Origin of the sequence: Mesorhizobium sp. CO1-1-8 (assembly GCF_020164875.1) — a bacterium.
GTDB lineage: Bacteria > Pseudomonadota > Alphaproteobacteria > Rhizobiales > Rhizobiaceae > Mesorhizobium.
On the sequence record NZ_JAIUGZ010000003.1, the window covers coordinates 360,775 to 382,062 of the forward strand.

Here is a 21,288-nt window from a genome sequence, read left to right on the forward strand (position 1 = left end):
TGGCAGGGCAGAACTATTCGACCGTCACCGATTTCGCAAGGTTGCGCGGCTGGTCGACGTCGGTGCCCATGAACACGGCGGTGAAGTAGGCGAGCATCTGGATCGGCAGCGCGTAGATGATGGGCGAGATGATCTCCGGCACGTCGGGCAGGATGATCGTCTCCATCGTCTTGATGCCAGCCTGTGCCGCGCCCTTGGCGTCGGTGATCAGGATGATCTTGCCGCCACGCGCCGCTGCCTCCTGCATGTTCGACATCGTCTTTTCGAAGATGCGATCGTGCGGCGCAATCACGATCACCGGCATGTTCTCGTCGATCAGCGCGATCGGCCCATGCTTCAGCTCGCCCGCGGCATAGCCCTCGGCGTGGATGTAGGAGATTTCCTTGAGCTTCAGCGCGCCTTCCATGGCCAGCGGGAAATTGGTGTCGCGCCCGAGGTAGAGCACGTCCTTGTAGCGCGACAGTTCGCGCGCGATGCGTTCGATCTGCTCTTCGAGCTTCAGCACCTGGTTGGCATAGCGCGGCGCTTCCGAAAGCGCGCGCACCAGCGTCTTTTCCTCTTCCTTGGAGATCGTGCCGCGGGCCACACCGGCGCGCACCGCAAGCGAAGCCAGCACCGAGAGCTGGCAGGTGAAAGCCTTGGTCGAGGCGACACCGATCTCAGGGCCGGCAAGTGTCGGCAGCACGACGTCGGATTCGCGCGCCATGGTCGATTCCCGCACATTGACGATCGCGCCGATCTTCATGCCTGCCTTGCGGCAGTAACGCAGCGAGGCCAGCGTGTCGGCGGTTTCGCCCGATTGCGAGATGAAGAAGGCGGCATCGTTCGCCGACAGCGGCATTTCGCGGTAGCGGAATTCCGAGGCGACATCGATATCGACCGGCAGCCGCGCATAGCGCTCGAACCAGTATTTGCCGATCAGGCCGGCGAGATACGCAGTGCCGCAGGCGGAGATAGCCAGTCGGCCGATCTTGGCGAAGTCGAACGGCAGGTCGAGCGGCTTCGACACGCCGGAGACGAAATCGACGTAGTGCGCCAGCGTGTGCGAAATCACTTCCGGCTGCTCATGGATTTCCTTTTCCATGAAATGGCGGCGGTTGCCCTTGTCGACCATGAAGCTGGTCGACAGCGACTGCTGGCGTTTGCGGGCAACCTTTTTGCCGTCGATGTCGAATATGGTGACGCCGCCACGGCGCACCACCGCCCAGTCGCCGTCTTCCAGATAGGTGATCGAATTGGTGAACGGGGCCAGCGCAATGGCGTCAGAGCCCAGAAACATCTCGCCCTCGCCATGGCCGACGGCCAGCGGCGGACCGTTGCGGGCGCCGACGATCAAATCCTCGTCGCCGGTGAACATGATGGCCAGCGCAAAGGCGCCTTCCAGCCGCTTCAGCGCCTGATGCGCGGCCTCGACCGGATTCAACCCCCTGGCCAGTTCGCGCGCCACCAGGTGTGCCACGACCTCGGTGTCTGTCTGCGACGAGAAGGAATAGCCGTCGCGGACCAGCTCCTCGCGCAGTTCGGCGAAATTCTCGATGATGCCGTTATGGACGATGGCGACGCCGTTGGAAAAATGCGGGTGCGCGTTGGTCTCATTGGGCACGCCGTGGGTCGCCCAGCGCGTATGGCCGATACCGATCGTGCCGTCGAGCGGCTCATCCTTGAGCCGGCGTTCGAGGTTGACCAGCTTGCCCTCGGCACGGCGGCGGCCAAGCTCGCCCTTTTCGATGGTGGCGACGCCTGCCGAGTCATAGCCGCGATATTCGAGCCGCTTCAGCGCATCGACGATGAGCGGCGCAACCTGCGAGTGGCCGACAATTCCAACGATACCGCACATGCAGACAGTCCCCGATTGCCCATGGAAAACCAGCGCTATTTAGGGGTGGCCGGCCTGCCGCGAAAGTCACATTGCATTTCGTTCCGTGTCAGCGGCAGGACAGCAAACATAAGTCCCTTTAGCCCGAAACAACACTGCCCCCGCAGGTCAATCAACCTGCGGGGGCACCAACAAATCGCCAGCAGCACTTGGCGGTCAAAAGGCCTTGCCGGCGATCAATGGCCCGAGCGAAACTACGCCGCGGCCTTGGCCCTGGTGTCACGTACGAAAGCGGCGATAGCCCGGCCGATTTCGTCCGGGCTGTCTTCCTGAACGAAATGACTGCCCGATACGGTGACTTCGGTTTGATTGGGCCAGCCGCGCACAACGTCGAGCACGCGTCCGCGTTGGATCACGCCAGGTTCCGCTCTGATGAAGAGCTTTGGCACGTTGCTCTTGGCAAGCCAGGCGCCGAAGTCCTTGACTGTCGCAACGACATTGGCCGGTTCTCCAGCCAAGGGTACTTCACGCGGCCAGGTCAGCGTAGGCCGACGATCCTCGCCCGCGTTGAGGTATGGTTTGCGATAGTGATCCATCTCCACATCACTCATCTTGCGCTGAGTGATGCCTGGCAGGATCCCCTCAATGAAAACGTTGTTCTCAAGCACCATCGGTTCGCCCTGGGGCGAACGGAAACCTCTGAACCCCTGAGCTACCTCGTCAGGAAAATCGCTCCATTCCATGGGGACCGAAACAGTTTCCATATGGACGATGCCGGCAACCCGGTCGCGATGCTTGTTGGCCCAGTCGAATCCGAGTGCGCCGCCCCAGTCGTGGATGACAAGGGTGACACGGTCGCCTAGATCGAGTTCATCCCACAGTGCGAAAAGATAGTCCCGATGCTCTTCGTAAGTATAACGGTGAGGGCCGGAATCATCGAGCTTATCGGAATCGCCCATGCCGATGAGGTCGCATGCAACCAGCCGGCCCAGCCCTTCCAGATGGGGCATGATGTTGCGCCACAGATAAGACGAGGTGGGGTTGCCGTGCTGAAAGACAATCGCGTCGCCCTGCCCCTCGTCTATGTAAGCCATCCGCTTACCTTTGATTTCCTTGAATTTCAGTTTGCCGTAAGGCTTTGTTCCGACCATTGGTTCCTCCCGGATTGGGTTTTGCTTTGGTTTGATCGTTCAATGCGAATTCGTCAGCAGGGACACCCCGCTTCAGACAGTGTCTGCGCCGGCCCCAGAACAGGCCGGGCCACACGCCGTGAGAGTGCCGAAGAAGACGCGCAAGAAGCCGGGGCGAAGCTGGCTTACTGCCCTCCGCCCTCCTGTCTTCCTGCTGGCTGCTCTGACGCCACGCCAGCGCGCTGTCGCCGAGCGCTACTTGGCGTTGTTACTGAGCCTTGTATGGGTTCGCCTCGGCGTATTCGCGATAAGAGGCGTTCAGCGGCTCGACATACTTCATGATTTTGTCGAAATGGACCTGCTTGGCCGTCTTGGGCGAGCCGAAATTGAAAGGCGGCTCCGGTGTGTATTCGATAAGCAGTTGCGCGAAGCGAGCCGCATCCTCACCCAGCATCTCATTCAGCAATATCAGGCCGAAGTCGATCCCGGCGGTGACACCGCCTCCGGTGATACGGTTACGATCGATTACGACACGCTCTTCCACCGGGATCGCGCCAAACAAGGGCAGCGATGCCATCGTCGACCAGTGGGTAGTGGCCTTATAGCCCCGCAAAAGCCCTGCGGCGCCCAGGACCAGCGCGCCCGTGCAGACCGAGGTGACGTATTTTGCCCGCGGCCCACGATCAGCGAGGAAATCGATGATCTGCTTGTCACGCATCGCCGGCGCTGAACCATCGCCGCCGGGCACGAACACGACGTCGAAATCGCCCTCGGCCTCGGAGATCAGCTTGTCTGCCTTAAATGGCAGCCCAGTGTCGGAATAGAAAACATCCGTAGTGGAGCCCAGCAGATGCATTTCGCAGGCTACCCGGAGAGTTTCCCAGGGCCCGATCAGGTCCAACATGGTCATTTCCGGAAAAGCGATCATGGCCACGCGGGGCCGCCAGTCCAACGGTTTCGAGGACGCATTCATGGATAATCCTCCCAATTGTGGGTAAGTTTTGCTCAATTTGGACAATGTGGGTCAACTTTGACGATCTCAGTCGGGCCTGTCAAGGCATTTCTGAAATCGAAATAAGAATGCGTCTTTGTGCCAATGATTGTCAATAAGGCTTAGTTTTCTCGTTATAGAAAGTTTATCGCCAGTTTCGAAAAGGCAAGTCTTCCGGTTCCCGTCGCGCTGGATACCCATCTCGCGCGCGCCGCAGGATCGGCGTGGGGCCGCGACTTGGAGAACGTAAGTTGCATGCGTGCGCCCGGCGATCTCGGCGAGGTTGAGCCTGGGGCCTGATTCGCGATCCCTAGGTGCCGGATAGGAGGAAGCCGGTCCAAATCGCCGGCGGGCAATCGGCAGGGATATCTGAAACAGGCTTTTGCACATATGAAGCTGTTCGTTTCCGGCGCGCGCATGCGGTGTGCAGTAGCATTCGTCTCCCATTTTCTTTATGTAGAAGCAGAGAATGCGAAAGATTTCACGCCTTGAGCTTTTTTTCGAATAGGAAAAAACCGCCACGTTTTGGGACGCGTTCAGGCTCCCCCAGCGACCAAGACGGCGTCGCGCTTCGGGTGCCTCGGTTTAAAACTCTCACCTCCCTCTAAAGATGCGTTGGACCATGTCAAAAACGCCGGCTCAGAATCAGCGAGTGAAAACCAGCGATAAGCGAAGGACCCTTGGGGAAAACCTGAGGACGATCCGAAAGCTGCACAATTGGTCACTGTCAGACATAAGCAAGATGACAGGCATACCGCTGTCATCCTTGTCAAAGGTCGAGAACGGGCACGCCACGCTTTCATTTGAGAAAATCGTGGTTCTCACTGAAAAACTCGGGATCGAGTTCGCGGATCTTGTGAAGCCGGAGCGCAAGAGCCTTCCGCCCGCCAGCCGTTCCATCACAAGGACAGGCACCGGCCCGCGGTTGAAGATAGGGGGACTTGATTTTCAATTCCTCAGCGGCGAATTGACCGCGAGCAAAAGCGTGGCGTTTCGTGTGACTGTGGCCAACCCACGCGACGACGACCACATTCCCCCTTACAACCACCATTCCGGAGAGGAATTTGTCTACGTTCTCTCCGGAACCCTGGTCCTTTACACCGAATATTACGAGCCACTGGTGCTAAATGCCGGGGACAGTGTCATGTTCGATGCCAGCATGGATCATGCCTATGCCTATGCCGGCGACGAACCGGCAGATGTCATCATGGTCAACGACAAATACATCACGCCGACAAGCCAGACTGTGTTCGAATCCTTGCGGCTTCGTCCCGAGTGAGATCGGCTTCACGGCACCCTTTGGGTTGGCACTCACGCCACGCACGTGGGCAAATCGGGACCAAGCAGCTTCGCGTAATCCCAAGTTGGCGGGGGGTGAGCAGCCTCTGGGCTGTCGGCGAGAATTCTCCACGGCGACGTTAGCTTTGATTTCTCGCTGAAGCCGCTCGGAATTAGGCTTCGAGGTAACGGGCCGCGATAGGTCGAGGCCTCGCACCAGGGCCCCGGCCAATCCTTCACATGCGTCGAGCCGACGGCTTGCGATTGCTTCGTTGAGGTAAAAAAGGCAGAGCGACCGCATGGATAACGGGCACCCTGCAAGTTGTCCTGGTTGGGTCAGGCGGTCAAAAGAGCTTGAGGAAACGCAGCTGGACCACGACGTCGTTCTTGAACCCGTCCTCCGTCTTGACGTCGCTTCCGACCATAGCCTGCGCCTGGAAGGTGGACGTGAAGAAATGACTGGCGAACAGGCGCAGTTGGTCCGACCGTGTTTTGAAGCCCGTGTAGTTGTCCCCGAACGACAACGCGCCCCCGAACTTGCCCGAGTAGCCAAACGACACGGACGTGACCTGCGAAAGCTGGTAGCGCAGGTAGGCTTGGGCCTGGTAGGAGGTATCTCGGCTGTAGCCGTCGTGATCGAACTCGAAAGTGGCGTCGAAGGCTCCGTCGAAGAAGAAGCCATTGCCAAGCCCTTGCATCAATCCAACTTGCGGGGTGAAGGCCCATGCGCCGGAGCCAAGGCTCACCGCTGTCGGATCAGCGTTATAAGCGCCAGTGGGAATGTTGAGGTAGCCGGTAAAGCCAAGTGTGGTGCCAGTCGGTTCATTCGAGTGGGCAAGCCAGGCGACCGCGGACACCGTGATGTCACCCAGGCCGTCCTTGATGCCGCCTGCCGGAGGTGCGCCAAATAGATCAACATCAAGATGTCCCACAGGAATGATTGCGTTCACCGCAAAGGGCACACCGCCCAATTCGCCATAGTGCACGACCCTGCCAAAGGCCACCGCGGCATCGAGCTTTGACTTGGGGAGATCTCCCCCGAACGCGCTGGAATTTGCGCTGCTGGCATGCCCATATTGCGTGTAAAGCAGCGCCCCATTTGTACCGGGCGGGGGCACAAAATAGTCTCCAGGCGCAATATCAAAAGCCCAGGCCGTCGACGGCAACGCGGCTGCGGCAATCAATCCAAGCGTAAGTTTCTTCATTCCGGGTCTCCTCCCAAATTTGGCACGGCAGCGGCCAAAAACGTCTGCGGCATCAGCCGGAGACATCCATCAGTCCTTTCAGTGAAAAGAATCGCGAGAGCGCACGGCTTTAGCGTGCTGATCCCCGCCTAAGACGAGCAGGCAAGTGCTGACATTGTGACCCCCCAAGAGCGCTAGTCGTTTGACCGGCCGGATTAATCCAGCCGGTCCGGGCTCCTCAGCCGACCAACGAAAACTTGTTTCAAATCCTCAAGCTATCTGTAGATAGCGATATTAGTTTGTCAATATGATAATCATATTCTCATCAGAGAAATTTTGCCGTTTAGAAAATAAATGCCGAAAGGATGGATGCCAACGCCTTGCACCCACGACGATCAAGGCGACGCCTGCGAATTGCAGCAGCGCTGCAACGGCCCCACGCTTGCGCTGGAGGTCGGCTTTTCGTTAGGACGATCGGTTGTTCAGGAACCTCTAGTCTAGAATGCGGCCGGCGTGAGCGCTCGCGCATCGTGAACGTCAGGCAAGCCCCGCAGCAATCGCCGATTTGACCGGGTGCCAGGTACTGCATGCTTGCCGTTCCCGTTTGCAAGCCCGCTGGCAGGCGCAATCCGGATTGCTCGCAGATGCGAGTGGCGTTCGCCATAGGACCTTTCGCTAAAGCATAGCCGTCGCCTGGCTAGCCCGCGAGCGCCATGCCGAAGAACCGCTGCAGAAGCTGTGGTCCGTAAGGGGTGCTCTCGATGGCCCGGTCAATTGTTTCGACCGACTGTCCGTTCTTCTCAAGCTTTTCGCCGACGATATCGAGAAGGGCGCGCATGATCGAATCGCTGATCTCAGGATGGAATTGCACACCCCATGCCTTCGAGGCGTAACGCACAGCCTGATATTTGTCGCGCTCGTTGTTGGCGAGTACGGTTGCACCCGGTGGAAGCTCAAGCACAGTTTCATAGTGGTGGGAGTTGAATTTAGCTTCGTCGGGGAAACCCGCGAACAACGGGTCATTACCCGTTTTCGCGTTGAAGTTTACCGAAATGCTACCCGCTTCAGGCCCGTTCGGGTTGGGTCCGACCGTGCCGCCCAGGGAATAGGCAAGCATCTGGTGTCCAAAACAGACCCCAAGGACGGGAACGTTGGCGTCCACCGCCTCGCGCAACCATGCAGCGGTGGACTCCATCCAAGGCGTTGGGGAACTGATCATCGCGCCAGAACCGGTGACAAGCACCCCGGCGAAACTTTGTGGAGGCTCGCCGATCGCCTCGTCTTCGTAGACGCAGGCCACGGCAAAATGTTTGGGCGCCATCTCGGCGGCGTTCATGAACATGCCGTCCGAGTCACCGAACTGCTCGACGATTTTCGGTGCGCGCTCGGCCAGCGATCCTGCCTTTATGATGAGCAGCTTGCGACCCTGATTGTCGCTGTCATAGTTCATGATCTTCTCCATCAGTGCCTCGCTTGGCGATCCTGGGCGATGAATTCCGCGACCCGCTCGCCAATCATAATCGCAGGGGCATTCGTGTTGCCGCTCGTGATGCGCGGCATGATCGAAGTGTCAGCTATGCGCAGACCGTCCAAGCCGCGCAGCTTAAGCCGAGGATCGACGACGGAGGCCTCATCAGAACCCATACGACAGCTCCCTGCTGGATGACACATGTTAACCGCGCGGTGGCGGATGTATTCCATCCACTGGCAGTCGGTGCGCACGTCTGGCCCTGGCGATGCTTCGCTGACGATGCTGTCCCGCATCGGCGCACTGGCATAAATCTCGCGGGCCACACGACAAGATTCCATCAAGGTGCGCACATCTTGATCGGAATCGAGCAGGCGGTAGTTGACGATCGGCTTGTCGTGGATGTTTGCAGTACGCAACCGCACCGATCCCCGTCCCTTTGTTCGGCAGAGGCTGACTGCGGTGCTCGCCGAGGAGGTCTCCAGGAACTTCACGCCATGATCGAGCACCACATAGCCAGCAGGCATGAAGCTCATCTGATAGTCCGGCACTTGGTCGGGCCCGTGGATCGAGCCATAGAGCGTGACTTCGCACATGCCGGAAGCTGCCGGGCCTGTACGGCTCATCATCCACTGCGCGCCAGCGGACAATATGCCGCCGAGCCCCAGCGTGTCGTTCCAGGTCTTTTCCTTGACGTTCACGCTCATCCAGATGCAGGGGTGGTCCTGAAGCCCCTCGCCTACCGCGGGCAGATCGTGGACCGGTTTGATCCCCACGGCATTGATATGATCGGCCGGGCCGATGCCCGACACCATTAGGAGATGCGGCGTGTTGATACCGCCGGCCGACAAGACAATTTCCTCATTTGCATAAGCGGTCTGCTCGCGGCCGCCGCGGACATAGGTGACGCCTCTCACCCGATCGCGCTCGACGATGAGGCGGGTGACCGTGCTTTGGGTGAGGATCTTGAGATTTGGTCTCCTCTTGGCCTCCTTCAGATAGGTCCTGGCGGTGCTTTGGCGCCATCCCCCTGCCGAACTGTTGGGACACGGCATTACACCTGACCATGTCTTGAGCAGGTCAGTCGTGTTCTCCGGAAGACCGAACGCGCGCGCGCTCTCCAGGAACTTGCGCGAAATTGGGTTCGGAGTGACCGGGGATTCGATCTTCACCGTCTTTTCTAGCTTGATGTAGGCAGCGTTGACGGCATCAAGGTTCCAATCCGGCCCGGCAGCCTGCTCCCATGCCTGGAAGTCGGATTTCAACCCTTTGACGAAGACCATGCCATTGATGGAGCTGCCGCCCCCCAGACCCCGCCCGGGGGTCAGTGTCTCGCGCCGGCCGTTTCGCGTTGGATCCGGCTCCACGCCAATGAGCCAGTGATAGCGCGGACTTCCCTTAACGAAGTAGATGCCGTTGGGAATCTGCAAGAAAGGCGCCATGCCGCGCCCCCCCGCCTCTATCAGCAGCACGCTCGCCGAGGGATCCTCCGACAGCCGCGCCGCAGCGACAGCTCCGGCCGACCCACCGCCGATCACAATGTAATCAAATGATTTCATCCGTTTTCACCTGCACGTCGAAATGTGCAAATCGACGGTGCGGCGGTCGCGCAGGCGGATCGCATATTGCGTCATGCCAACGAGCGCTTCGCGACCGCGCTCGGGGCGGGCGCGGCCCTTTGCCCAGCAGCGGCAGGAACCCGAACCGGAGAACTTATGCTCGTTGACCGTCATTGCCGTGCTTCACCCTTTGTCGTGTACGCCGAAGTGATCCCGCCATCGGCAATCACGCTTTGCCCGGTCATGAAGGAGGAGTCATCGCTGATCAGGAACGCCGCCACCCGCGCGATTTCCTCAGGTTTGCCGAACCTTTTCATCGGCAGATGCGGCATGCGGGTTTTGAGGAATTCCGGATCGCGATCCTGAAGGGTCTGGAAAAGTTCCGTCGCCACGGGCCCTGGCGACAGCGCATTCACCCTGATGCCTCGCGGGGCGAGCTCGATCGCCATTTCACGAGACATCGAAATGACACCGCCCTTGGCGGCACAATAGGCGATCTGCGGATGCGCCGAGCCAATATGCGCAACCATCGCAGCATTGTTGACGATTGCCGCGCCTGGGCGATTTTCCATGTGAGGCACAGCCGCACGACACATGAAAAAGACGGAGCTGAGATTGAGTGTCAGCGACGCTTGCCAGATATCGACACTTGTATCCAGCAAGCCGTTGTCGCCCGACAGGCATGCGCCGGCATTGTTAAATAGGCCGTCCAGCTTCCCGAAATGCGAAAGCGCGAGGTCGACGGCAGCCTGGCAGTCGGCCTCCACCGATGCATCAGCGCTGATGCAGACCGCCTTTCCGCCCGCGTCGTTGATCTGCGCGGTCAGCTGCTGAAGCGGCCCGGGGCGCCTTGCGGTCAGCACCAGTTCGCAACCTTCCTCGGCAAAATGGCGTGCGCTTGCAGCGCCGATTCCCGCGCTCGCTCCGGTCAGGAGGATGGTACGTCCCTTAAGTCTCATTAATTGCTCCACACGCCGAACTGGCCAATAGGCCGCATATTAGAAAACTACTTTCGTATTTGACAAAAGTTTCCGAAAAGTGCAATAGGCATTCCGCTTGAGCTCGGATCGATTTCGTTGGAGGAAGCGTTGTCAGTGCATGAAAAAATCCGCGTCGAGAATGTCGCGGGGGTGGCGGAAGAAATTCGAAGCCGCGGTCTTCCCGACGTAACGTTCGCCCATTTCGATACCAACGGCACGCTGCGCGGAAAAAAGATCTCGAAGGAGAGCTTCCTGTCGGCGCTGGAGGGCGGGTTAGGCCTTCCGTCGGTGTTCCTGGCGACCGATCACAATGAGGCTGTTGTTCCCGGCCTTCTGCTGACCGATCCAAAAACCGGCTACCAGAACGGCAGCATCAGGATCGATCCGGCCTCTATGCGGGAATTCCCGCAAGGGACCGGGCGCGCCGATCTTCTCTTCCTGACGCAGTTTGACGACAAGCACAGCCTGTTTTGTCCACGCGCGATATTGTCGGAGGCGATCGCCAAGTGTGAAGGTCTTGGTTGGGATGTTCTGAGCGCTTTCGAACTTGAGTTTTCCCTTCTGAAGGAGACGCCCGCTACATCGGCGGTAAAACGCGCCGATGCTCTGGAGCCATTCGAAGACGTTGCCGTGTTCGGGTCGATCGTGCAGCAGGTCTATAATTCGGACCTTTACGACGATCTGAGGCTGACGTCCGAAGTGATGGGCTTTCCTCTTGATGCCCTGCACAAGGAACTTGGCCCAGGTCTCATCGAAGTCGCTCTCCAGCCGAGTTCAGGCATCCGCAGCGCTGATAACGCAGCGCTCTTCAAGACAATGGCGAAAGCGATCGCCAAGAAGCGGGGATTGCTGGCCACCTTCATCGCCAAGCTGAAGACCACCCTGCAAGGGCACGGCGCGCATGTCCATTTGTCGATGCGCGACAGGAAGAACGGAAAGCCGCTCTTTTTTGATCCTGATGGCGAGTTCGGGATAAGCCCGATGACGCGCCATTTCCTCGGCGGATTGCAGCGCTACCTGCCCGATTTCACGCTCCTGGCGCTGCCCAATGTGAACTCCTACAAGCGCGTCATCCCCGACGCATGGGCCCCGGTCTATCCCAACTGGGGTTACGAAAACCGGACCTGCGCCTTCCGCGTGGTTGGCGGCAGCTCGTCATCGAAAAGGATCGAAATCCGCCTCGCCGGCGCCGACGCCAATCCATACCTGGTGCTGGCCGCAATCCTCACCGCGGGGCGTCTCGGCGTCGAGCAGAAGCTCGAACCGACAGAACCGTGCAAGCTGAATGGCTGGGCGTCCGAGGAGCAGCCGCTTCAGCGCTTCCCCGCATCGCTGTCGGAGGCGATCGACGTATTCGCCAACTCAGGTCCTGCCCGCGACCAGTTCAGCGAGGAGTTTGTTGCCCATCTCACCGGGATGAAGCGGGCACAAAATAACGACTTCCTGCGAAGCGTCACAGACTGGGAGGTTCGCAATCTCCTGGTTTCGTCTTGATTGATAAGAACGAAGGTAGATTCAAATGGCGGAAACTTTCAGCGTAATCACGCCGGTGGACGGCAGCGTCTATACCCAGCGCACGTTTGCAACCGGAGCCGAAATTGCTGAAGCCGTTCGCAAGGCGAAGAAGGCACAGCTGGAATGGAAGCGGGTTCCGTTGGCTGAGCGTATGGCAAGATGCCAGAAAGCGGTCGACATCCTTGTCTCAAGAGCTGGGCCGCTCGGCGAGGAGGTCACCTGGCAGATGGGGCGGCCGCTGCATGTTGCGGCCGCTGAGATCACGTCAGGCTATCAGCGACGCGCGCGCCATTTCATCTCCTTGGCCAGGAACATTCTCGCACCTGTCGAACTCCCTGAGGAGCGGGGCGTAACCCGCTTTATCCGGCACGAGCCGCTTGGCATCGTGCTGTCAATCATAACCTGGAACTATCCCTACGCGAACGCGACATTGGCCTCTCTTTACCCGTTGGTCGCCGGCAACGCGGTGCTTTTGAAGCACTCTCCGCAATCACCTACCGTAGCCGAGCAGGTCGCGCGCGCCTTTACTGAAGCTGGCGTTCCCGACGGCGCGCTTCAGGCACTGCATTTGACCAATGAGGACACCGGCCGCCTGATTGGCTCCGGTGACATCCAGCACGTCGAATTCATCGGCTCCAACATGGCCGGACAGGCGATCGTGGCGGCCGGGGCGCATGCCAGGGTGAGCTATTCGCTCGAAATGGGCGGCAAGGACCCAGGCTACGTGCGCCCCGATGCCGACATCGATGCAACAGCAAAGACGATGGCCTACGATTTTACCGACAATTCCGGACAGTCCTGCTGCGCCCTTGGGCGCATCTACGTTCACGAACAAGTCTATGACCGTTTCGTCGAGGCGTTTCGCGAATCCGCGGCGAAAATCACTTTGGGCCACCCGATCGAGGAGAAGCCCGATATCGGGCCGGTGGTAAGCGTCGCGGCTGCCAACAAAATGCGCGGCCAGCTTGCGGATGCCCGCTCAAAGGGCGGCCGGCTTCTGTTGCCGGAAAACCGCTTCGACATTGCCAGGCCCGGCACTGCCTATATCGAACCCCAGGTGGTCTTCGACGCCAACCACATGATGGACTTGGCCACCAAGGAAACGTTCGGTCCTCTGATCTGCGTGACCAAGGTCTCGTCGGACGACGCTGCAGTCGAGCTGATGAATGATACCGAGTTTGGCCTCACGGCGTCTGTCTGGACCAAGGACGTCGATGCCGCGATGCGCATCGGCGACCAGATTTCCTCGGGAACCTTCCTGTTGAACCGCTGCAACCACAGCGACATCAACCTGCCTTGGGGCGGACGCAAGACCTCGGGGTTGGGTTATGTCGGAGGCGAACTTGGATACCTGCGTGTCACGACCCCGCGCGGCTACCATCTCCACACCGGATTCGCGGAGGATTGATGCGGCCGGCCCCAGCATCGGCGCATGCAGACTCCCATTGAAGTGAACAGATAATGACCAAACAATTCTACAGCCAGTTGGCAGAGACGCTTGCTGGGATCGAATCGCAAAAGCTGACCAAGGTCGAGCGTCACTTGACGTCCGCACAACGGGGAATGATCTCGATCTCCTCGAATGACGGTGGGCGTCAAGTCCTCAATATGTGCGCCAATAATTATCTTGGCCTCGCCGACAATCCCAGGATCGTCGATGCAGCCCGCGACTATCTTGAAGAGCGCGGCTACGGCATGGCGTCGGTCCGCTTCATTTGCGGCACGATGGACATCCATCGCGAGCTTGAAGAGAAACTGGCGAACTTCCTCGGCCAGGAGGATGCCATCCTTTACACCTCCTGCTTCGATGCCAATGGCGGACTGTTCGAGCCTCTCCTCGACGACAAGGACGCCATCATTTCCGATAGCCTGAACCACGCCTCGATCATCGACGGTATCCGCCTCTGCAAGGCCAAACGTTATGTCTATGCCAATTCGGACATGAACCAGCTTGCCGAGAAGTTGCGGGAGGCCAAGGCCAACGGTGCGCGCAACATCATGGTTGCCACCGATGGCGTGTTCTCTATGGACGGCTACCTGGCGAAGCTTCCCGAAATTGTCGCTTTGGCCCGTGAGCACGGCGCTTTGGTGATGGTGGATGACAGCCACGCGACAGGCTTCATGGGGCCCAAAGGAAAAGGCACACCAGCACATTTCGGCGTCGAAGTGGATATCGTCACGGGCACATTTGGAAAGGCGCTCGGTGGCGCGGTCGGCGGCTATGTCGCCGCGCGCAAGCCCATTGTGGACCTGCTTCGCCAGCGGTCCCGGCCCTATCTTTTTTCGAACTCGCTGCCGCCCTTGGTGGTCGGCGCCGCGCTCGCCGCGCTTGACCTTGTTGCAGAGGGCGACCATCTTCGCCGCAAACTTTTCGACAACGCCAGATACTGGCGGGCCGGAATCGAGAAGCTCGGCTTCGATGTCCTGCCCGGCGAACATCCGATCATTCCGGTCATGTTGGGCGATGCCGCGCTTAGCCAGCGCATGGCAGCCGACTTGTTCGAGCGCGGCGTCTACGTCATCGGATTCTTCTACCCCGTCGTTGCCATGGGCAAGGCAAGAATCAGGACGCAGATGAGCGCGGTCCATGTGCAGGCTGACCTCGACTTTGCGCTCGATGCCTTCGCGGCTGCGCGCGAGGCAGTGTCCTGACACCTGTAATCAAGAATAACGTGCCGGAGAGAATGACCATGAAGCGTCTGTCGGAAAAGGTAGCCCTTGTCATTGGAGCCGGTGTTGCTGGCGAAGGCTGGGGAAACGGCAATGCAACCGCGGTCGAATTCGCGCGACAGGGGGCGAAAGTCGTTGCCGTCGACTACGATCTCGGGCGCGCCGAGCGCACGCGGGACTTCATCCTTGGTGAAGGCGGCGACAGCATTGCATTGGGGTGCGATGTGACGTCATCCAGCCAGGTCGCCGCCATGGTTGTGGCGGCAAAGAAAGCCTACGGCCGCATCGACATCTTGCATAACAATGTCGGTATCGTCGTCGTCGGCGGCGTGGTCGACATGCCAGAGGATGCCTGGGACCGTGTCATGGACACGAACCTGAAGAGCATGTTCCTGACTTGTAAGTATACGATCCCCGTTATGCTTGAAGGCGGTGGCGGCGCCATCGTCAATGTCTCCTCAACATCGGGCATTCGCTGGCAGGGCACTCCTTACATCTCCTATGCGGCCTCCAAGTCTGGGGTGCTGCAATTCACCCGGCAGATCGCCATGGAATATGCCGCGCAAGGGATCCGCGCCAACATCCTTTTGCCGGGCATGATCGACACGCCGTTGGTGCGCAATTCCTTGTCGGCGGATGGCTATGAGGCGGTGATCGAGGCGCGCAATGCCGCCTGCCCCATGAAGCGCATGGGAACGCCGTTTGAGGTCGCCAAAGCGGCTGCTTTCCTGGCCTCCGACGAGGCCAGCTACATTTCGGGTGCCGAGCTCGTGGTTGATGGAGCCCTGACGTGCAAGATCTGACGACGCGTGAGCCCTGCATCGGCGTCGTCGCTGGCGCCGGGCCGGACGCGGGGGTGACCTTCTGGCGCCAGGTATTGGCCGCCTCTCGGTGGCGGCAGGGGGAGACGTACCGCGGCGATCTGGACGCACCGCGGGTGCGTGTAATCTCAGAACCTACACTGGGATACGTGACCGACCTCGACGCAAACAGGGGCAGGCTTCAGAAGACCCTCAGCGACATCCTGTCGGAGCTTCACGCAACCTGTCACACCATCGTCGTTGCATGCCACGCGCTGCAGGGATTGGCCAAGGACGTTGCCAGCGACGAGATCGGGCAGAAGCTGGTTTTACTACCCGATGTGGTTTGCGATTTCGTGCGCAAGGAGGACATCAGGAGCGTCGGGTTGTTGGGCGCACCATCGATCTCGGCGAGCGCGGAAAGGTCCCCCTATCGCGCGCTCTGGCATGTTGCCGAAGTCGAAAAGCCGAAAGACCCGGACGCCGTTATGGCGCTGATCTTGGAGGCCAAGCGGATCGGCGCTTCCCATCCTCGGGTTTTGAAGCAACTGTCCTCCATGATCTCCGCTTATGAGGCCGACACAGTACTGCTTGCCTGCACCGATTTTTCCGGACTTGACCTAACGGTGGATGGGAAAACGATCGTGGACGTTCTGGAGCTCGCCGCCGATGTCGTCACGGCAGCAAATTGAAACATTGGACGGTGCATCGCCCATGGTGCCGACGAAGAGGCGAAAGCAAGCGCCTTTGCGACGAGCGGACAGGACGCGCAGGCGCGCCTTCGCCACACTGATGTTGCCTTCAGTTCCCCGCACTGCTGACCATTCGGCGTCGAACAGAACGCGTTTTGGGCGATTAAACTGCGCGATTAAGGTTGAACGGCGGTGGGGCCTCGCCCTGGTTACCGTCGCAAGCTGCACCGAACGCTGTGGGCATGAATGAAGGAGGTTGGATGAAGATCGGTTCGCTGCTTTTCGAAAAACTGGACCAGATCGATATGACCGGCCCGTTTGAAGTCCTGTCACGGCTCCCGAACGCAGAGCACCGACTTTACGGCCTCACCGCGGATCCCGTTCGCGACATCATGGGTTTGCGGTTTTCTCCAGACGCAACCATTCACGATGCACCGCAGCTCGACGTGCTACATATTCCAGGCGGCCCCGGTCAGGAGGCGCTGATGGATAACGAGGCACTGCACGAATGGCTTCGTGCGCAGGCGTCGGGCGCTACAAAAGTGTTTTCGGTCTGCACTGGTGCTTTGATCCTCGGCGGAGCTGGTCTCCTGCGAGGGCGTCACGCAACGACCCATTGGGCCTCGCATGCCCTGCTCCCGCTGTTCGGGGCGACGGCGGTTGACAAGCGTGTCGTCGAAGATGGGAAGTTCATATTTGCAGCGGGCGTCACGGCAGGGATTGACGGTGCGCTTACCTTGGCGGCGGACCTGTGCGGTCCCGATGTCGCGCAAAGGATCCAACTCGAAATCGCTTATGCGCCAGAGCCGCCATTCCATAGTGGCACGCCGGAGAGTGCACCTCCGGCAGTCCTGGCCGCGGCAAGAGCCGCCGCTGCGGAACTGCTCGCCCGCCGACAAGCGACCGCGAAGCGCTTTGCCGAGCGATTTGGTATCGCCTTTGGAACCGTGGAGTGACGCTCTCGCAGTTAGCCCTTTCGCCCATGCTATTGATCGCCATAGAGAGGACCGTGAGGCGCCGGCGGCCCCCGCGGGTCGGTGAGAATAGGAAGCGGCAGACTGCAAGCGGGAGGGGCGTCTATGATGCTCGCCTTCAACGGTCGCTCCGGCGCACAATGCGATGATTGGACGAACCGCTCCGAAATGACGAAAAGACTTCGAGTGCGGCAGACCTAACGCTTCAGCAGGTCGGATGTTTCAGAGGTCGCTGAAATCGATCGAGACAATTATTTTCTGCCAGGTCGTGTGGCCCTGCTCGACGTAGGAACCCAAAATGTTGTCGAGGTAGTCGATGTTTGAACGCAGATTGATCCGCCAGTAGACCGCTCCCGTCTCGTCTTCGGGATCAGTAAGCCAGATGTATCCGTCCTCCCTTAGGATTCGGATGTCGCCGTCAGTTCCACCGTGGCCGGCCGTAAGCCTCTGGAGCTTGTCGGCGTTGATACGCCAGCCCTCGTCACCATCGTTCTCTTCGGCGCGCTCCACCATATAGGCGAGGAACTCGCGGGTTAGACGTGGCAGCCTCTGCAAATGCCGCGACATCGTCTCAATATCGGCCCGCACCTCGGTCGCGGTTTTTCCGAGCACCTCGCTGTGGGGGCCCTGAAAGCGTACGCAATCGGAGATTTGTGGGCTTTGGCGCTTCTCCAGTTTGTCGGCCAAGGTCGTCTTGTACCGCCCGTCCTCGTCGGGGACCTCGAGCTCGGCGCGGATGCGCACCGTCTCTTTGGACACGTAGTCGTAGACCTCGCGAAGCTGGTCGATCTCGAGAGGCACGATGGCCATTAAAAGGTCGTTGAGATCGACGACGGTCGTCTTGAGGTCAAACCCCACGGCTTCGCGAAGACTTTCGTCGAGCGACACAGAGTTCTGCTTCCATCCCACGACGAAGAAGCGGATGTCATCGTACTGCTGCCGCTGCTCGTCTGTAATTTTGGCGTAGGTCGTCTCGATCTTTTCCTTATTCGCCCTGGAGGTGACCTGGAAGGCCACGCGCTGCTTTCTGTCGCCAAGGTCCAGGCCCGGCTCGTTGCTCCGATCGGCGTTGAGGCTCCTCAGGTCGTAGCCGTAAGTTTTGTTTAGAATAAACTTGAAGAAGTCCTCACTGAACTTGTTGAGATCGGTCAGGCCGAGCCTAGCACGCTGCTCGACGTCGGCTCGCACGGCAGTCAGGTTGTCGACGATCTCGCCGATCAGGTAGCCCCTAGTGATCATGTGTTCCGCGTCCCTCGGCAACCGGCGGCTTCTCGTACCAGCCCGAGCCGCGTTGGCCAAACGAAAGGCCGGTAAAAGGGTGGGGCCTGCCAACAAGGCCAGCTACAGACCAGCTCCGGCAACGCCCTATTTCGTTTGGTGACGGTCGACCAAGGAACGTGCGCTTGCACTCGTGACACTCCGGAAGCTGACCATCAGCTTCCGGCCCGTTCCTGCCAAAAGCAGCCCAGCAGGATTGCGCCTGATCTCTAAAGTTCAATTCCGCGATTGCTCGACAAGAGACATCTTGCCGCCAACCCGCTGGACGAGTCGTTTACATGGTAACGGGGGATTCATAGTAGAAAGCATCCCAGTCCGGAAGGTACCAGGGAGCGACACTGATCGGTTCAGCCAAAATATTTCGCCAGCCTCAGGTCGTTAGCTAACATTGGCGAAGGCTCAAGCCGCTGGCCTCGGCAGCAAATCGTCCATGGGACGGGCGTAGTAGACGGTTCCAGTTAATACCGCCGAGCAAGCCGTCTCTCGAAAAAACCGAAGCCGCTCGTCACCAATACAGCTAGCAGGAAATATCCTAGAGCAGCGGCGAACAGAGGCTCATAGACCCGAAAAGTCTGCGCACGAACGAGGTTTGCCGCACCCATAAGCTCGAAGACGGTGATCGTCGACGCGAGCGCGGTCCCCTTCAAGAGCAGGATATTCTGCCCGCCGATCGCCGGTAGCGCCAACCGGAAAGCCTGCGGCAGGAGCACCGAAGTCATGATCTGTGTTTTTGAAAGGCCAAGCGACTGGCCGGCCTCGCGCTGCCCTTCCGGGATTGACCGTATCGCGCCTCTCCAAATCTCGCTGCAGTAAGCCGCTGTGTTCAAGGACAGGACGAAAAACGCATAGCAGGAGGCGCCCCGCAAGATTGGCCACATCGGGCTGTATCGGACGGTAGGGATGCCGGCGAGGATCTGGCCGACGCCGTAGTAGCAGAGGTAAAGCTGGACGAGGAGCGGGGTGCCCCGAAATGCAAGGGTGAAGGCGTCCGCTGGATAGCGCACCCATCGCCTGCTGGACAAACGAGCCAGCGCAATCGGGATCGCAAGCAAATTGCCGACCACCGCGCAGCCGATAAACAGGACAATGGTCGTCTGAATGCCTGCCAGGAGTTGGCTGACGAGATATCCCTCGAACTCTGTCACGCTATTTTCGCCTTCCGGGATTGGCAGTGGCAGTTTCCACGGCCTGAAAAAGCATCGCCGACAAGCCTGACATCACGAGAAACAAGAATGCGATCGCGCAATAGAACACGAAGTAATCGTGCGTTGCGCCCGCAGCCATTTTGCCGGCGAGAACGAGCTCGGTAAAACCGATGAGGCTGACCAGCGAGCTTTCCTTCAGGACGACCAGCCACAAATTGCCGAGGCCTGGGAGTGCCAGGGGGACCATCTGCGGCAACGTCACCAGTAAGAATGTCTGGCGACGTGTCAAACCGAGTGCATGGGCGGCCTCGATCTGTCCTCGCGGGATGGCGAGGATCGCACCACGCAGGACCTCCGTGCTGTAGCCGCCCTGCACGACCCCAAGCGACAAAGCCGCCGCGACAAATCCGTTGATCTGAAATTGGGAAGTCAGCCCCATAAGGCTCATGACCCAGCGCAGCGCGTCGGTCGCGGTATAGTAGACGAGAAAAATGATGAGAATATCCGGCACGGACCGGATGATTGTCGTATAGGCGCCGGCCATCGAGCCAGCCACCCGATTGTTTGAAATCTTGGCCACCGCACCGGTAAGGCCGAGAGCCAGGCCGACGAGATAGGCGCTGATCGAAATACCAAGGCTCAGGCAGGCGCCGAGAAGCAATTCGTCGCCCCAGCCCTTGTCTCCGAAGCTGAGCAGGGTCAGCCAAGACACTCTCGGGTTCATGAGGCGAGCTCCAGTTCAAGGTCGACGGGTCGGCCGCGATAAAGTGGCCGGCCCAAGGCCTGAACCAGATGATCAGTCGCCGTAAATATCGAAATCGAAATACCGCTTGGTGATCGTGTCGTACTCGCCGCTGGCCTTTACAGCCTTGAGCGCGGCGTTGAGGCGGTCTCTCAGAGCTGTATCTTCCTTGCGCACGCCGCCGCCGTCGCCGTAGCCAAACATCTTCTCATGCGGCAGCGTCACCTTGATTTCATAGGCCTGGCCTTCCGGCTTCTTCAGGAAATCCTGGATCTGGATACCCGCCGCCGCCATGAGATCCACCCGCCCCGCCTGGATGTCGGCGATTTCGTCGTCGAGTGTCGGATAAACCCTCACGTCGGCAATGCCGTTGAACTTGTCCTGCATGTACGTCGCCTGCAGACTAGCACTCTGTGCCGCCACGGTGACGCCCTTGAATGTGTCAGGCTTGGTCACATCGAATTGCCGCGTGTCCGCCTTGGCGCCGACAAGGACGTTGGGCGAATAATAATACTTGTCGGTGAAGTCGATCACCTCCTTGCGCTTGTCCGTGATCGACATGGAACTCCAGATGACGTCGAACTTTTTGGCCAGCAGCGCTGGAATGATACCGTCCCAGGCGATGTCGACGATCTCGCACTTCGCCTTCATCTCAGTGCAAACGGCATTCATCAGGTCGATCTCCCAGCCTTGCCAAGTGCCGCTTGCATCCTTGACCGAGAAGGGGGCGTATGGCTCGGCGGCGACCCCGAAGCGGATGACGTCGTCGGCTGCCGAGGAGGGGCCGGCGGCGCCAAAGACGGCCGCGATCAATGAGACTACGACTGCAAGCTTTTTCATGGTTATTCCCCTTTTTGTTGGTGTGCACTTGTGCTTGCGCAATTGATGGACGACCGCTCAGTACTCCCCGTTGAAGCGGACAAGGCCATCCCGTTCAGGTGACCGTCTTCCAGGCAGTGTTCGGAAACGCTAACAGTTCAAATCGAGCCGATCTAATGCTCTCTCCCATGGGGTTCATCACCAATAGTTATGACGGCGAAAGGGCCTGGGACATGGATCAGGCCGG

The 21,288-nt window shown here is 59.3% G+C and carries 19 protein-coding genes; 7 read left to right on the top strand and 12 right to left on the bottom strand.

Annotation, left to right across the window (positions count from 1 at the left end; genetic code table 11):
• Nucleotides 1-13: 13 nt before the first annotated feature.
• The 3 genes from glmS to LB558_RS08070 all read right to left on the bottom strand — a co-directional run bounded on the left by glmS (nucleotide 14) and on the right by LB558_RS08070 (nucleotide 3,919).
• Nucleotides 14-1,837: a glutamine--fructose-6-phosphate transaminase (isomerizing) gene (gene glmS / locus LB558_RS08060; RefSeq protein ID WP_224697053.1), complete on the bottom strand. Its 1,824-nt coding sequence runs from the start codon at nucleotides 1,835-1,837 to the stop codon at nucleotides 14-16.
• 233 nt (nucleotides 1,838-2,070) lie between these two features.
• Nucleotides 2,071-2,967, bottom strand: coding sequence for a haloalkane dehalogenase (locus LB558_RS08065; RefSeq protein WP_224697054.1), 897 nt, complete (start codon nucleotides 2,965-2,967; stop codon nucleotides 2,071-2,073).
• Nucleotides 2,968-3,214: 247 nt separating this feature from the next.
• On the bottom strand, nucleotides 3,215-3,919 hold the full coding sequence (locus LB558_RS08070; RefSeq protein ID WP_224697055.1) for a DJ-1/PfpI family protein: 705 nt from the start codon (nucleotides 3,917-3,919) through the stop codon (nucleotides 3,215-3,217).
• A gap of 670 nt (nucleotides 3,920-4,589) precedes the next feature.
• Here LB558_RS08070 and LB558_RS08075 point away from each other — a divergent pair.
• A complete protein-coding gene (locus LB558_RS08075; RefSeq protein WP_224697056.1) occupies nucleotides 4,590-5,216 on the top strand; it encodes a helix-turn-helix domain-containing protein in 627 nt (208 codons plus the stop codon).
• Nucleotides 5,217-5,559: 343 nt separating this feature from the next.
• On the opposite strand, the gene LB558_RS08080 is transcribed toward LB558_RS08075, so the two are convergent.
• The 5 genes from LB558_RS08080 to LB558_RS08100 all read right to left on the bottom strand — a co-directional run bounded on the left by LB558_RS08080 (nucleotide 5,560) and on the right by LB558_RS08100 (nucleotide 10,385).
• The gene (locus tag LB558_RS08080; protein ID WP_224697057.1) at nucleotides 5,560-6,420 is read right to left on the bottom strand and encodes a transporter; all 861 of its coding nucleotides are present in this window, start codon (nucleotides 6,418-6,420) and stop codon (nucleotides 5,560-5,562) included.
• Between the two features lie 676 nt (nucleotides 6,421-7,096).
• The gene (locus LB558_RS08085; RefSeq protein ID WP_224697058.1) at nucleotides 7,097-7,849 is read right to left on the bottom strand and encodes a glutamine amidotransferase; all 753 of its coding nucleotides are present in this window, start codon (nucleotides 7,847-7,849) and stop codon (nucleotides 7,097-7,099) included.
• 11 nt (nucleotides 7,850-7,860) lie between these two features.
• On the bottom strand, nucleotides 7,861-9,426 hold the full coding sequence (locus tag LB558_RS08090) for a GMC family oxidoreductase (RefSeq protein ID WP_224697059.1): 1,566 nt from the start codon (nucleotides 9,424-9,426) through the stop codon (nucleotides 7,861-7,863).
• Nucleotides 9,427-9,432: 6 nt separating this feature from the next.
• On the bottom strand, nucleotides 9,433-9,600 hold the full coding sequence (locus LB558_RS08095; RefSeq protein WP_224697060.1) for a hypothetical protein: 168 nt from the start codon (nucleotides 9,598-9,600) through the stop codon (nucleotides 9,433-9,435).
• Nucleotides 9,597-10,385: an SDR family NAD(P)-dependent oxidoreductase gene (locus tag LB558_RS08100; RefSeq protein ID WP_224697215.1), complete on the bottom strand. Its 789-nt coding sequence runs from the start codon at nucleotides 10,383-10,385 to the stop codon at nucleotides 9,597-9,599. The genes LB558_RS08095 and LB558_RS08100 overlap by 4 nt, the downstream gene beginning before the upstream one ends.
• 135 nt (nucleotides 10,386-10,520) lie before the next feature.
• On the opposite strand from LB558_RS08100, the gene LB558_RS08105 reads away from it, so the two are divergent.
• The 6 genes from LB558_RS08105 (at nucleotide 10,521) to LB558_RS08130 (ending at nucleotide 17,039) form a co-directional block, all read left to right on the top strand.
• Nucleotides 10,521-11,900 (top strand): glutamine synthetase family protein, encoded by a 1,380-nt coding sequence (locus LB558_RS08105; RefSeq protein WP_224697061.1) that lies wholly within the window; start codon nucleotides 10,521-10,523, stop codon nucleotides 11,898-11,900.
• A gap of 25 nt (nucleotides 11,901-11,925) precedes the next feature.
• On the top strand, nucleotides 11,926-13,329 hold the full coding sequence (locus LB558_RS08110) for an aldehyde dehydrogenase family protein (RefSeq protein WP_224697062.1): 1,404 nt from the start codon (nucleotides 11,926-11,928) through the stop codon (nucleotides 13,327-13,329).
• 53 nt (nucleotides 13,330-13,382) lie between these two features.
• Entirely contained in the window at nucleotides 13,383-14,573 is a 1,191-nt protein-coding gene (locus tag LB558_RS08115; protein WP_224697063.1) for a glycine C-acetyltransferase, read from the top strand.
• Nucleotides 14,574-14,611: 38 nt separating this feature from the next.
• Complete coding sequence (locus LB558_RS08120) at nucleotides 14,612-15,394, top strand: SDR family NAD(P)-dependent oxidoreductase (protein ID WP_224697216.1); 783 nt, start codon at nucleotides 14,612-14,614, stop codon at nucleotides 15,392-15,394.
• Complete coding sequence (locus tag LB558_RS08125) at nucleotides 15,382-16,083, top strand: aspartate/glutamate racemase family protein (protein ID WP_224697064.1); 702 nt, start codon at nucleotides 15,382-15,384, stop codon at nucleotides 16,081-16,083. The genes LB558_RS08120 and LB558_RS08125 overlap by 13 nt, the downstream gene beginning before the upstream one ends.
• A 260-nt stretch (nucleotides 16,084-16,343) precedes the next feature.
• Nucleotides 16,344-17,039 (top strand): DJ-1/PfpI family protein, encoded by a 696-nt coding sequence (locus LB558_RS08130; RefSeq protein ID WP_224697065.1) that lies wholly within the window; start codon nucleotides 16,344-16,346, stop codon nucleotides 17,037-17,039.
• Nucleotides 17,040-17,279: 240 nt separating this feature from the next.
• Here the strand turns inward: LB558_RS08130 and LB558_RS08135 are convergent, their stop codons facing one another.
• The 4 genes from LB558_RS08135 to LB558_RS08150 form a co-directional block, all read right to left on the bottom strand.
• Nucleotides 17,280-18,296, bottom strand: coding sequence for an SMEK domain-containing protein (locus LB558_RS08135; protein ID WP_224697066.1), 1,017 nt, complete (start codon nucleotides 18,294-18,296; stop codon nucleotides 17,280-17,282).
• A gap of 497 nt (nucleotides 18,297-18,793) precedes the next feature.
• The gene (locus tag LB558_RS08140; protein ID WP_224697067.1) at nucleotides 18,794-19,480 is read right to left on the bottom strand and encodes an ABC transporter permease; all 687 of its coding nucleotides are present in this window, start codon (nucleotides 19,478-19,480) and stop codon (nucleotides 18,794-18,796) included.
• 1 nt (nucleotide 19,481) lies between these two features.
• The gene (locus tag LB558_RS08145) at nucleotides 19,482-20,204 is read right to left on the bottom strand and encodes an ABC transporter permease (protein WP_224697068.1); all 723 of its coding nucleotides are present in this window, start codon (nucleotides 20,202-20,204) and stop codon (nucleotides 19,482-19,484) included.
• A gap of 72 nt (nucleotides 20,205-20,276) precedes the next feature.
• Nucleotides 20,277-21,062 carry a transporter substrate-binding domain-containing protein gene (locus LB558_RS08150; protein WP_224697069.1) on the bottom strand — a complete coding sequence of 262 codons (786 nt, stop codon included), beginning with the start codon at nucleotides 21,060-21,062 and terminating at the stop codon, nucleotides 20,277-20,279.
• Nucleotides 21,063-21,288 lie beyond the last annotated feature (226 nt).